Origin of the sequence: Halomonas sp. XH26 (genome assembly GCF_024138895.1) — a bacterium.
In the GTDB taxonomy this organism is placed as follows: domain Bacteria; phylum Pseudomonadota; class Gammaproteobacteria; order Pseudomonadales; family Halomonadaceae; genus Vreelandella; species Vreelandella alkaliphila.
This window is the reverse complement of record NZ_CP071889.1, coordinates 3,986,730-3,999,275: the sequence shown is the minus strand read 5'-3', so window position 1 is coordinate 3,999,275 and position 12,546 is coordinate 3,986,730. Positions and strand designations below refer to the sequence as shown.

General features: G+C 53.9%; 11 protein-coding genes. 7 read left to right on the top strand and 4 right to left on the bottom strand.

The window, feature by feature from the left end; genetic code table 11:
• Positions 1–80 precede the first annotated feature (80 nt).
• Genes J4377_RS18260 through hemC form a run of 4 tightly spaced genes read right to left on the bottom strand, consistent with a single transcriptional unit; the run spans position 81 to position 4,579 of the window.
• Positions 81–1,346, bottom strand: coding sequence for a heme biosynthesis HemY N-terminal domain-containing protein (locus tag J4377_RS18260; RefSeq protein ID WP_038479618.1), 1,266 nt, complete (start codon positions 1,344–1,346; stop codon positions 81–83).
• Entirely contained in the window at positions 1,343–2,842 is a 1,500-nt protein-coding gene (locus J4377_RS18255; protein WP_253486315.1) for a uroporphyrinogen-III C-methyltransferase, read from the bottom strand. Before J4377_RS18255 ends, J4377_RS18260 begins: the two co-directional genes overlap by 4 nt.
• 16 nt (positions 2,843–2,858) lie before the next feature.
• Positions 2,859–3,638 carry a uroporphyrinogen-III synthase gene (locus J4377_RS18250; RefSeq protein ID WP_038479613.1) on the bottom strand — a complete coding sequence of 260 codons (780 nt, stop codon included), beginning with the start codon at positions 3,636–3,638 and terminating at the stop codon, positions 2,859–2,861.
• Positions 3,635–4,579, bottom strand: coding sequence for a hydroxymethylbilane synthase (gene hemC / locus J4377_RS18245; RefSeq protein WP_038479611.1), 945 nt, complete (start codon positions 4,577–4,579; stop codon positions 3,635–3,637). The genes J4377_RS18250 and hemC overlap by 4 nt, the downstream gene beginning before the upstream one ends.
• A 137-nt stretch (positions 4,580–4,716) precedes the next feature.
• Between hemC and J4377_RS18240 the strand changes: the two genes are divergently transcribed.
• The 7 genes from J4377_RS18240 to J4377_RS18210 all read left to right on the top strand — a co-directional run bounded on the left by J4377_RS18240 (position 4,717) and on the right by J4377_RS18210 (position 12,545).
• Positions 4,717–7,167: an EAL domain-containing protein gene (locus J4377_RS18240; protein WP_253486314.1), complete on the top strand. Its 2,451-nt coding sequence runs from the start codon at positions 4,717–4,719 to the stop codon at positions 7,165–7,167.
• Between the two features lie 114 nt (positions 7,168–7,281).
• On the top strand, positions 7,282–8,685 hold the full coding sequence (gene argH / locus J4377_RS18235) for an argininosuccinate lyase (protein ID WP_198348765.1): 1,404 nt from the start codon (positions 7,282–7,284) through the stop codon (positions 8,683–8,685).
• Positions 8,682–8,813, top strand: a complete 132-nt coding sequence (locus tag J4377_RS18230; protein ID WP_084183632.1) for a lipoprotein — start codon at positions 8,682–8,684, stop codon at positions 8,811–8,813. The genes argH and J4377_RS18230 overlap by 4 nt, the downstream gene beginning before the upstream one ends.
• Positions 8,813–10,084, top strand: coding sequence for a diaminopimelate decarboxylase (lysA, locus tag J4377_RS18225; RefSeq protein ID WP_253486313.1), 1,272 nt, complete (start codon positions 8,813–8,815; stop codon positions 10,082–10,084). The genes J4377_RS18230 and lysA overlap by 1 nt, the downstream gene beginning before the upstream one ends.
• On the top strand, positions 10,084–10,917 hold the full coding sequence (gene dapF, locus J4377_RS18220; protein ID WP_253486312.1) for a diaminopimelate epimerase: 834 nt from the start codon (positions 10,084–10,086) through the stop codon (positions 10,915–10,917). Before lysA ends, dapF begins: the two co-directional genes overlap by 1 nt.
• 16 nt (positions 10,918–10,933) lie before the next feature.
• Positions 10,934–11,644, top strand: a complete 711-nt coding sequence (locus tag J4377_RS18215; RefSeq protein WP_038479597.1) for a DUF484 family protein — start codon at positions 10,934–10,936, stop codon at positions 11,642–11,644.
• A complete protein-coding gene (locus tag J4377_RS18210; protein WP_038479594.1) occupies positions 11,637–12,545 on the top strand; it encodes a tyrosine recombinase XerC in 909 nt (302 codons plus the stop codon). The genes J4377_RS18215 and J4377_RS18210 overlap by 8 nt, the downstream gene beginning before the upstream one ends.
• The last annotated feature ends 1 nt before the right edge of the window (position 12,546 follow it).

The following is a 12,546-nucleotide window of genomic DNA, read 5'->3' as shown; positions in this document are numbered from 1 at the left end:
GGCAAAACAATGCGTTAACACGCAAAGAAAAAGGGTGCCCATGATGGGCACCCTTTTTCATTAGCGGCTTGCTAACGACGTTAAGCGCTTTGTTTAACGTCTTTTTTGAGCTCACTTTGTTTGCTGTCATTGGCATCGCTTGGTTGTGGAAGCGAGGGCAGTGATTTAGCGAGCATATCGACACTATGTCGGTAGTAGAGCTGGCTCTTGTTGTGTTCACCAAGGCTTGCATAGAGGCGAGCAAGCTCGGCACATACTTCACCGCTGGGGCGTTGACGTTGACTGGCTTCAAAGTACTCCAGTGCTTTTTCCCACTTACCAGTACGCAGCGATAGGCGGCCACAGGTCAGCAATAGTTCGGGGTCGTTGGGGCGTTCTTGCAGCCATTTTTCCGCTTTTGCTAGCTGGCGCGCAGCGTCTACGTTTAGTAGGCCGTAGCGTTTTACTAAGCGCGCATCCCAGTGGTTGTCCAGTGAGTGATTAAGCAAACGCTCAGCAATAGGCTCTTCGTTGGCCTGTAAAAGCGCCTCGGTATAGAGCACGATTAGCTCGGTATTGCCGCGGAGATAGTCCGGCATATCGGCCCATAGCCCGCGTACACGCTCGATATTCGTGGGGTTTTTGGCCTCAAAAATAATCAATTCACGGTATGCTTTGAATTCCAGTTGCTCACGCTCTTGCTGAGTGATCAGCTTTTGCGCTGCCAAACGGGGTATTAATTGGCGTAAGCCTTCCCAGTCGTTAACGCTTAGGTGCACTTGCTTAAGAAGCTTGAGGACTTGCGGGTGGTTGGGCAGCTTCTTATCTAGGCGATTCAGAATGGCCAGCGCCTCTTCAGGCTGCTGACGATCAATCATCAGTTGAGCTTGCATCAGACCAATCGCCGTATCAGCCCCTTCGGTAGTGAGCTGAGCCTGATTTAAATGCTCCTGAGACATTTCATGGTGACCTTGGTAATGCGCCGCCAGTGCCGCAGAGAGATAGTTCACAAGAGGTGTGCTGGAATCGTCAGCCGCTCGCACCAGCGTTTTCTCGGCTTTTTTCCAACGGCCTTCGGTTAAGGCAACCAAGCCGCGCACGGTGCGTTTCATGGCACGACGATTGCGGGCACGGCTATTCCAGGTGCGAAAACGTCCGACCGGGCGAATAATGCCGCTGAGCAGGCGTAATGCAAAGTGCAAAACGATGAAGGCACCCAGTAGCAGCACCAAGCCGAACCAGAATGACGTTTGTACCGAGGTATCACCAACGCGTATTAACCAGTAGCCTGGCACCGACATCATCAGGTGCCCGAACAGTGCGCCGACCGCTAAGCCGGCAACAATTAAGAGGATTAGCTTTCTCATGCATCACCTCCACCTTGGCGACGCGACTCAAAGCGGTTTTCAATGAAGCCCGCTAGTGCCTGTTGCGAAGCACTGATGTCTGGTAACTCAGGCTGCACCTGGGTTTGCTTCAGTTCTTGCAGGCGAGCAATAACGCTTTGCGTCTCTTCTCGTTCGGTATCGTAGTAGCCGTTGAGCAGCGCCAGTGCCTTATCGATGCTTGCCTCAAAAAGCGCTTGCTCTTCTTTAAGCAGTGCCAACTGAGACTGTTCAAGAATCAGGCGTAGGCTTTGACGCAGATAGGACTCTTGTTCGGGTGTAATCAGTGTTTCTAACGCTTCGTCGTGCTGACGAATCACCACAAGATCTTTTAGCTCTTCCCCAAAGCGAGCCAATTGACGTTGGAAGGTGCCCGTGGGCGGCTGTTCAATGCTAGAGGTAACGGCGCGCTCTTCGATCTCTTGTGATAGACGTAGGCCAGCAATACGCTCTTGCTGAGCGTTCAATGCAAGATAAATACCTGTGCGATCAACCTGTGGTACGGCGTCCAGGGCGGCAAGTTCGTTAGCAATTTCACGACGTACTGGCGTTAATGCAGGGTTGTCGGCATCGACCAAGCGAGCATCGGCGGTGCGCAGCAGGGCGGCAGCACCTTCAACGTCACCTTCCAGTTGCAGGCGCTGGTTGGCTAACCGTAGCAGGTAGGCGGCTTCGGCATGTAGCCAGTCTCGCTCGTCGGTCTCCTGCTCTTGAGAAAGCTGTGCTAGCACGTTGTCTAATGTGTTGTTGACCTCGCCACGATAGTTGTCCAGCTCGCTACGCAGTTCGCTCATCGTGCTGTCTAGCGCTTGGGTGCGCTCGGCTTCGCTGCTTTCAATACGTGATGCTAGGTCGCTAACCTCTTGCTGTGAGGCACTGCTTTGCGTTTGCTGGGCCAGCTCGTCTATACGCTGCTGCTGATTATCCAAGCGCTGCCAGCCTTGCCAAGCAGCAAACGCGACGGCAAGTGCCAGGATAATCACCAGCGCAATGGCGATACCACTGCCTTTGCCACCACCATTGCCACTGTTCGTGGTGCTGTTCTTAGAAGAGGGCGGGACATGTGCAGCATTGCCAGACGCGCTATTGCTAGACGTGCTATTGCCACCGCTCGTTGGCTTGGTGTTTGCCGTCTGCTTGGTACCTGCTGAAGGCTTAGTATCTGCAGAAGATTTAGTATCTACAGAAGATTTAGTTTCAGCTGTCTGTTTGGGCGCGTCGCTTGGTTGGGGCGAGGCTTGGTCATTATTGACGTTCGCTGATACGGTGCTGGCACTGGGCGTGCTAGAGCCCGCTTTATTACGGCGACGCGAGCGGCTGTTTTTAGCGGCATAAGAAGATGCTGCCGTATTGCCTGCTGTTGACGTTTCGCCGCCCGACGCGGCTGACGCGGAGGTGTCGCTCGGTTTAGCGTCGTGTTGAGATGCATCGGCAGGCGCGTTGTGTACGCCTTCCTGATCGTTTGGTTGTTTGCTCATCTGTCGCTAGCCCTTATTAAGTTCCTTGATCGACATCGGCACCCTTCGGGTTGCAGGACCGACCCAACGCCGCTGCCAGTGCAGCTGGTGTTGCTCCCGACGCCACCTTGAGGTCACGAAAACCCAGTTTACCGGCCAGTTTAGCTAAACGGTGACTGGAAACGATTAGCGGTTGGTTCAACGCTGCTTGTTCACACCATCTTGCCAGATGTTGAAGCAGTTCGCCGCTGGTAGCGATTAACGCTCGATAATCGCCGGTTAATAGACGTTGTTGCAGGGCAGGCGTTGGCGCTTGATATACGCGTCGATACACTGCGATGCGGGTCACGTTGGCCCCGCGTGCGCTCAATGTATCGGCTAGTAATGAGCGACCACCTTCACCAGCCACTAGCAATATACGCTGATGCGTAAGTGTTTTGAGTGAGGCCAGTGACAGCAGCGCCTCGCTCGTGTCTTCTCCGTAGTCAGGCGAAGGAATATGGACACGCACACCCAGTTGTTCAAAGAGCATGTTTGCCGTCGCACGGCCTACACTATAGTAATCAATGCCCACAGGCAGCTGTGGCCAATAGCGATCGAGCGCCTCGCTTAAACAGTAAGCGGCGAAGGGGCTGACCACCACTATTTTATGGTACTGATCAATATCTAACCACACGCTTCGTTGAACGTGGTCCTCGGGCAGCGGCTCTAAGCGCATAACATTGAGGTGCTCTACAGAAGCTCCCTGAGCACGCAGCGAGTCTGCTAGGGCTTCGCCCCGGTTACCAGGGCGGCAGATCAGTACCGGTTGACTCATACGTTGCGGCCATACACCTCGGCTAATATATCGCCTGCCCCTTGGTCCAATAGGTCCTCGGCGATTCGGATACCCAGGGCTTCGGGCTCATGAATGGAACCGCTGCCTTCTGCACGCAGTACCTCTGTACCTTCTGGGTTGCCAACCAAACCGCGCAGCCAAATAGTGTCGCCTGCCTTATCAAGCACGGCATGGCCTGCGATAGGCACTTGGCAACCGCCTTCCAGACGGGTGTTCATGGCGCGTTCAGCACGCACTCGAGTGGCGGTATCGGGGTCATCCAACGGGGCTAATAATCCAATCAGCTCGGGGTCATGGAGGCGACACTCGATGCCTAGTGCCCCTTGGCCACAGGCGGGAAGGCATATTTCAGGCGGTAAGGCTTGGGCAATGCGCTCATCGAGACCTAAGCGTTTCAAGCCAGAAGTGGCGAGAATAATGGCATCAAATTCGCCAGCATCTAATTTTGCTAGGCGAGTCTGCACGTTTCCGCGTAGATTAAGAATCTGCAGGTCAGGTCGCGCTTCGCGCATTTGCAGGCCACGACGTAGACTAGCAGTACCAATACGAGCACCCTCTGGTAGCTCGTCGATGCTGGTATAGTGGTTAGAAACAAACGCATCGGTCGGATCGGCGCCTTCCAAAATGACAGAAAGACCGAGCCCTTCAGGAAAGTGCATAGGAACATCTTTCATTGAATGAACGGCGATATCTGCACGTCCATCCAGCATGGCATCTTCTAGCTCTTTCACAAAGAGCCCTTTACCGCCAATCTTGGAAAGCGGTGTGTCGAGAATTTTATCGCCCTTAGTGGAGAGCGCAATAAGTTCGACTTCCAGGCCGCTGTGTGCCGCCATCAAGCGGTCGCGGACGTGCTCGGCTTGCCACATAGCAAGCTGGCTTTTACGCGTGGCAATGCGCAGTTTAGTGATGGATGACACGTGATTCTCCCTTTGTCGCTGACAGATCGCGACGAACTATGATAAGTCTCATCATAAAGCACCCAGCCACACAGTAAAAATAACCGGCTGAATTTAAGGCTAGTGCTGTCAGGCAATCCACATGTTTAGGTAATGCCATGCCCCTTGTTAAATCTGAAGAAAAATTAGACCAGTTTTTTTTATTATCGCAAGATTTGTTCTTCAGTATTGATTTCGCAGGCATTTTACTTAACGTCAATCCTGTGTTTGAAACCTTGCTGGGCTATTCCGCTAGCGAATGGATAGGCAAGTCATGCGGCAAGGTAGTGGACCGTCGCGATATTCCGGTTATTGAGGAAGCGTTGGCGCGTCTTCAGTCCCAAAAGAGAGTGCCTTCGTTTGACGTTCGAGCGCTGACGGCCGAGGGACAAATGGTGTGGTTGGAAGTTACCGCCGCGATGGGGAAAGGGGTCATTTACGTGGTTGCCCGTGATATTTCGCGACGAAAAGCCATCGAGAAACAGCTCATCCGTAATCAGAGGCTCTTCCAAATAGTTGGCGAGACAGCGCTGATTGGTGGTTGGTACGTTGATATGTCCGAAAGGCTGCCCATTTGGTCGAACGAGGTATGTCGTCTGCATGGCGTTTCGCCCGGGTTTCGACCCACAGTTGAGGAGGCAATTGACTTTTATGCGCCGAGTTCAAGGCCACGTATCCGTGAGGTTTTTGAAGCCTGTTGCGAGCACGGTATCAGCTTTGATGAAGAGCTAGAGATCATCACTCGACAAGAAGTAAGGCTATGGGTAAGAGTGATTGGAAAAGCCGTACGAGACGAGCAGGGGCAAGTTGTTCAAGTTCAGGGCTCAACCCAAGATATCACTGAGCGAAAAGCGACGGAACGGCAGCTCACACTGCTGGAGAGGAGCGTTGAATCAAGTATCAATGGTGTCATCATCGTTGATGCCCAGGGGCATGATTTGCCAATAGTTTATGTGAACGCGGCATTTGAGCGAATTACCGGCTACTCCCGGGATACGGTGTTAGGGCAAAACTGCCGCTTTTTGCAGGGCGAAGAGACGGATCCCACCACGCTGGATCAACTGCGCAGAGGGATTCGTGCTCAGCAAGAAGTTCATGTCGTGATGCGCAATTACCGTCGTAACGGCGTGCCATTTTGGAATGATCTATATGTTTCCCCTGTGCGCGATACTGCTGGCGCTGTAACGCACTTCATTGGTGTGCAGAATGACATTACTGCCCAGCGCGAATACCAAGCGCAGCTTCGACATAACGCTTGTCACGATGCATTAACAGGCTTGCCTAATCGATTGTTACTCGACCAGCGACTGGCTCAGGGCTGCCTGCTGGCTAAGCGGTATCACCGCTATATAGCCGCGCTATTTGTCGATTTGGATGATTTTAAACCGATTAATGACACGCTTGGCCACGAGGTAGGCGACTATATGTTAATTGAGGTCGCCAAGCGCCTTGAAGAAGAGCTGCGCCCTTGGGATACCGTGGCGCGTTTTGGGGGAGACGAGTTTATCGTTCTATTGCCTGATTTAGCCCATGAAAAAGATGTCATGCAGGTCGTTGAGCGGCTGCTCGCTCGTCTCTCTGCGCCCTACTGGTATCGAGGCAGCGAGCTGCGTATTACTGCCAGCATAGGAATTGCCACTGATGATGGAACGATTAGCGAACCGCGCCAGCTTATACAGCAGGCGGATCTGGCGATGTATAAAGCCAAGCGGCAAGGGCGTAATACCTATCAGTGGTATACCGATGAGCTAAATCGTAAAGTTTCCGAACGGGTTAATTTACGCCATGCGTTGCAACAAGCCATAGAACAGTCGCAATTTGAGCTGCATTACCAACCGCAAATACATGGCTCCACTGGTCGAGTTTCTGGCGTAGAGGCGCTGATTCGCTGGTATCACCCTGAGCGTGGCAACATTGCTCCTGGGCAGTTTATCAGTTTGGCAGAAGATACCGGACAGATTATGCCGATCAGTGAGTGGGTGTTGGAGAGGGCGTGTCGTGATGCTGTCAGATTGAATGCGAACGCAAGTATGCCTATTACCATGGCGGTTAATATTTCGCCCATGCAATTTCAGCGCGCGGGATTTTTGTTATCTATTGAACGGGTGCTTGAGCAGACAGGCTTGGCACCCGAATTATTAGAGCTAGAGCTTACTGAAGGCGTGCTGATGGACAGTACGGAGCACGTCATACAAACATTGCAGGATCTGCGCTCGCTGGGTGTGCATATTGCGCTGGATGACTTCGGAACCGGCTTTTCCAGCCTTAGCTATCTCAAACACTTGCCGATTAACAAGCTTAAAATTGATCGATCATTTGTTCGAGACGTGGTCAACGATACTCGGGATGCTGCGATTGTAGACGGCGTGGTAACCATGGCGGCCAAGCTGGGTCTTGAGGTATTAATCGAAGGCGTAGAGACGGCAGAGCAGTATGCATATCTCAGCGCACGCCATAGCACGCATTTTCAGGGCTTCTACTTTGCTCGTCCGATGCCATTTTCAGCTATACGTAGCTTATTACACGAATCTCCTTATCCGTTTAGCGACGCTGAGCCCTCGCCGACATGAAAAACGACTATAAAACGGCATGCCGCTGAGTGCGGCGACTCTGGTACACTTTCTGATAACGATTACTTTAGTTTTTAACGACTCCTTCAGTTTTGTCAGCAGGATATGCCTCCGATGAGCCAAGCTACGAACCAGTCTTGGGGCGGTCGCTTTAGCGAGCCCACCGATGCTTTTGTCGCACGCTTCACCGCGTCTGTGACTTTCGACCAACGCCTGGCGCGCCAGGATATTCAGGGCTCGATTGCCCACGCCACCATGCTAGCGCGAGTCGGTGTACTGACCGATGAAGAGCGTGACACCATTATCAATGGTCTCACCGAGATTCAGGGTGAAATCGAGCGAGGCGAGTTTAACTGGTCGATTCCGCTTGAAGATGTACACATGAATATCGAAGCGCGGTTGACCGACAAAATTGGTATTACCGGCAAAAAATTGCACACCGGCCGCTCACGTAACGACCAAGTAGCGACCGATATTCGCTTGTTCATGCGTGATGAGATCGATGTGATCGAAGCGGAGCTGGTGCGTCTGCGTGAAGGCATGATTGAGCTTGCTGATCGTGAAGCCGATACTATTATGCCCGGCTTCACTCATTTGCAAACGGCGCAGCCGGTGACCTTTGGCCACCATCTATTGGCATGGCAAGAGATGCTAACCCGTGACCACGAGCGCTTACTGGACTGCCGCAAGCGGGTGAACGTGATGCCCCTTGGCGCCGCGGCGCTAGCGGGTACCACGTACCCCATCGATCGCCATGTCACTGCTGAATTACTCGGCTTTGATCGCCCGGCAGAAAACTCGCTGGACGCCGTCTCTGATCGTGACTTCGCTATCGAATTCACCAGCTTTGCCAGCATTCTGCTAATGCATCTATCGCGGATGAGTGAAGAGCTGGTGCTATGGACCAGCGCCCAGTTTAACTTTATCGACCTGCCTGACCGCTTCTGCACCGGCTCTTCGATTATGCCGCAGAAGAAAAACCCTGATGTTCCCGAACTGGTTCGCGGTAAAACGGGCCGTGTGTATGGTCATTTAATGGCGCTGTTAACGCTGATGAAGTCTCAGCCCCTGGCCTACAACAAAGACAACCAGGAAGACAAAGAACCGCTGTTTGATGCCGTTGATACCGTGCGCGACTGCTTAAAAGCCTTTGCTGACATGGTGCCTGCTATCGAGCCGAAAAAAGACAGCATGTATGAAGCCGCACGACGTGGATTCTCAACCGCCACGGACCTTGCTGACTACTTGGTTCGCAAGGGCGTCGCCTTCCGCGATGCCCATGAAATTGTCGGTCAATCGGTGGCTTACGGTTTGAAGACTAAGAAAGACCTGTCTGAAATGACCCTTGAAGAGCTGCAGCAGTTCTCTGCCACGATTGAGCAGGATGTGTTTGAGGTGCTTACGTTAGAAGGCTCTGTAGCCGCCCGTAACCATATCGGTGGCACCGCGCCTGACCAGGTGCGCGCCGCTGCCAGCCGTGCCCGCGAGGCGTTAGCCGCGCTTAAAGGTGATGCATGAAACGCTGTGTTACCACCTTGAGCGCGGTACTGCTGATTGCGCTGCTATTAGTGGGTTGCGGTCAGAAAGGGCCGCTCTATTTACCTGATGAAGACACCCATGGTTCGGCTGCCGAGCAGGAGGGGTAATGGATCACTTTAACTACCGCGATGGCGTGCTTTATGCCGAAGACGTCCCGCTTACCCAGGTCGCCGCTGAACTGGGCACGCCCTGTTATGTTTATTCGAAAGCGACGTTAGAACGCCATTTTCGTGCTTATACCGAAGCCCTGGGGGGGCATCCCCATTTAATTTGTTATGCGGTGAAGGCTAACTCTAATTTGGCAGTATTGGGTTTGCTTGCTCGATTGGGCGCTGGGTTTGATATTGTTTCGATTGGTGAGCTTGAGCGCGTGCTGAAAGCGGGTGGTGATCCGAAAAAAGTCGTGTTTTCAGGCGTTGCCAAGCAGCCTCATGAAATGGCCCGTGCGCTAGACGTTGGCATTAAGTGCTTCAATGTTGAATCCCGTCCCGAGCTTGAGCGATTAAACGCTGTTGCGGCGGAACTGGGTAAGGTGGCACCGGTATCGCTGCGGGTAAACCCGGATGTGGATGCTGGCACTCATCCCTATATTTCCACTGGGCTGAAAGACAACAAGTTCGGTATTCCAGTCGACGAAGCGCTGGATGTTTACACGCTGGCTGACAGCTTACCCAACTTGCGCGTCACCGGACTAGACTGCCATATTGGCTCTCAGCTCACTGAAACGGCACCATTTTTAGATGCTCTTGAGCGGTTGTTAATGTTGATGGAGCGGTTGCGTGATCGCGGCATCGAGATTGACCATTTAGATTTAGGTGGCGGGTTAGGTGTCCCTTATCGTGACGAAAAGCCGCCTCAGCCGTTTGATTATGCGAGCCAATTGCTGGCACGCCTTTCTCGTTGGGAGGGCGGTGAAGCGCTTACTTTGCTATTTGAGCCGGGCCGCTCTATTGCCGCTAACGCAGGTTTAATGCTGACCCGCGTAGAGTTCTTAAAGCCCGGCGAAACCAAAAATTTCGCGATTGTTGATGCCGCCATGAATGACCTGATCCGCCCTGCGTTGTACCAGGCATGGCAGGCGATTGTGCCGGTGGATACCCGCCAGCAGCGTGAGCGTGCGGTCTATGATGTGGTCGGTCCGGTCTGTGAAACCGGCGATTTCCTCGGTAAAGAGCGCGATCTGGCAATTGCTGAGGGCGATTTACTGGCCGTTCGATCAGCCGGTGCTTACGGCTTTGTGATGGCGTCAAATTACAATAGCCGTCCACGCCCTCCGGAAGTGATGGTCGATGGTAGCCGCTATCATGTGGTCCGCGCTCGGGAAAGCCTGGAAAGCCTGTGGGCCGGTGAAGCTCTGCTGCCGGAAGGGGAGCGCTGATGCTGTTGCACTTCACCAAAATGCATGGTCTGGGTAATGATTTTATGGTGGTAGATCTGGTGACTCAGCGAGCGCGTCTGCGTGATGAGCAGATTCGCCAGCTGGCAGACCGGCGCTTTGGCATTGGCTTCGACCAATTATTGGTGGTTGAGCCGCCCCGTGACCCAGAGATGGACTTTCGCTACCGTATTTTTAATGCGGATGGCAGCGAAGTTGAAAATTGCGGCAATGGCGCGCGCTGCTTTGCACGTTTTGTTCGCGACCAGCGCCTGACACATAAGCATGAAATTCATGTTGAAACTGCCGGTGGGCCACTGGTACTTAATGTTCAGCACGATGGTATGGTGCGCGTTGACATGGGGAGACCGCGCTTTAATCCCGCCACGTTGCCGTTTGAGGCACCGGGGGATCAACCCTTACACGCCGTTGAGGTCGACGGTGATACGCTGGAGCTGGGAGTTGTCTCGATGGGCAATCCCCATGCCGTGCTGCAGGTGGAAAGTGTTGATAGTGCACCGGTTGAGCATCTTGGTCCATTGCTTGAGTCTCACCCTCGCTTTCCGAAGAGGGTGAATGTGGGGTTTATGCAGGTTGTGTCGCCCAGCGAAATTTGCCTGCGGGTGTATGAGCGTGGCAGCGGCGAGACGCTTGCTTGTGGCACCGGCGCCTGCGCTGCTGTGGCTAGTGGTATTCGTCAGGGGTTATTGAAAAGCCCGGTCACCGTTCACTTGCCGGGTGGTCAGTTAAGCATTGAGTGGCCCGATCCCGAAGCGCCGTTGGTGATGGTGGGCCCTGCTACACGCGTCTTTGACGGTCGTGTCACACTCAACTAATTCGAGGAGAACGGCGATGTCTCAAGCCCCCGAGCCGCGCAAAACGCTCGACCCTGATCAAGTGGCGTTTTGGCTGGCCCGTCATCCCGATTTTTTTGTTGGTCGTGAAGGCTTGCTGCAGCAACTTAAGGTACCGCACCCCCACATTGATGGGGCGGTATCGCTGCTAGAGCGCTTGGTAATCGATTTACGTCAGCGTGCTGAAACAGCAGAGGGGCGGCTTGAGCATCTTCTAGAAACAGCGCGGCATAATGAAGCCCAATACCGTCGACTGCGTGAGACGCTACTCAGTCTGGTGGGAGCAGAAGATCGTGATGCCTTGGCCCAAGCGCTCGCTGTTCAGTTAAGCGAGCACTTTCAAACGCCGGCAATGGCGCTATGGTGCCCATCCTCATTGAGTGACAATGAGCCGACGCCGCCTCAACCGCCACGCCACGTGTTGGACCAGCATGCCAGCGCTCGTTTGGCTGCGCTGCTAGATGGGCGCACCAGCCGTTGTGCCAAGCTCAGCGTTAGCGACTGGAAATGTCTGTTGCCGCATACTAAAGCACCCCGGCGCGCGGGTTCCTGCGCCATTTCGCGTCTTTCGGCGGGCGAGCAACTGGGGTATTTGCTGCTCGCAAGTCCTGACCCCGACTGTTACCGCGCCAGTATGGATACGCTGTTTACAGAGTATCTGAGCGATATCGTGGCACGGCTACTGCTTCGCCTAGAACACCATGGATAGCCCAAGCTCATTAACAACGCAGGTCGAGGCGTATTTACGTAAGCTTGCGACCCACGCAAGCCCTGCCACCGTGGCTGCGTATCGTCAGGATTTAACCGCCCTGCAGCATTTTTCTGAGCAACGTGGCGTCACCGAGGCAGCGACGTTAGACACTACATTTCTACGCGCCTTTTTGGGGGCGGAGCGCAGTCGCGGCCTCGCGCCGAGAAGTTTAGCCCGCCGTCGCGCTGCACTATCACGTTTTGCTGACTATCTTGTGCAGCAGCACGTGCTTGCCGACAACCCTGTGGGGTTACTACGCACGCCAAAGCAGCCAAGCCACTTGCCCAGACCGCTTGATGTGGATGCACTCGCACGCTTTTTAGACACGCCTCACGACGGCACACCGCTGGCAATACGTGACCAAGCCATGCTCGAGTTGTTTTACTCCAGCGGCCTACGCTTAGCGGAACTTGCTGCGCTGGATTTGGGGCACTTAAATGCTCATCATGTGCGGGTGATGGGGAAGGGCAGTAAGCCCCGGCAAGTGCCCGTTGGTCAGCGAGCGGATCAAGCGATTAAGGCGTGGTTGTCGTGTCGGCCTGAACTGGCAGCAACGGGCGAAATGGCGTTATTTGTTGGTCAACGTGGGCAACGTCTGGGACACCGTGGTATTCAAAAGCGCTTGGCGCAACTTTCTATTGTGCGTGGTTTGCCTGAACACCTTCATCCCCATCGCCTGCGTCACTCGTTTGCAAGTCATTTATTGGAGTCCAGCCAAGATCTGCGGGCGGTGCAGGAACTGCTAGGCCACGCTAATTTATCGACTACCCAAGTCTACACCCGCCTGGATTGGCAGCACTTGGCCGAAAGCTATGATGCTGCTCACCCCCGCGCAAAACGCCGCCCGACACGGAGTTAAC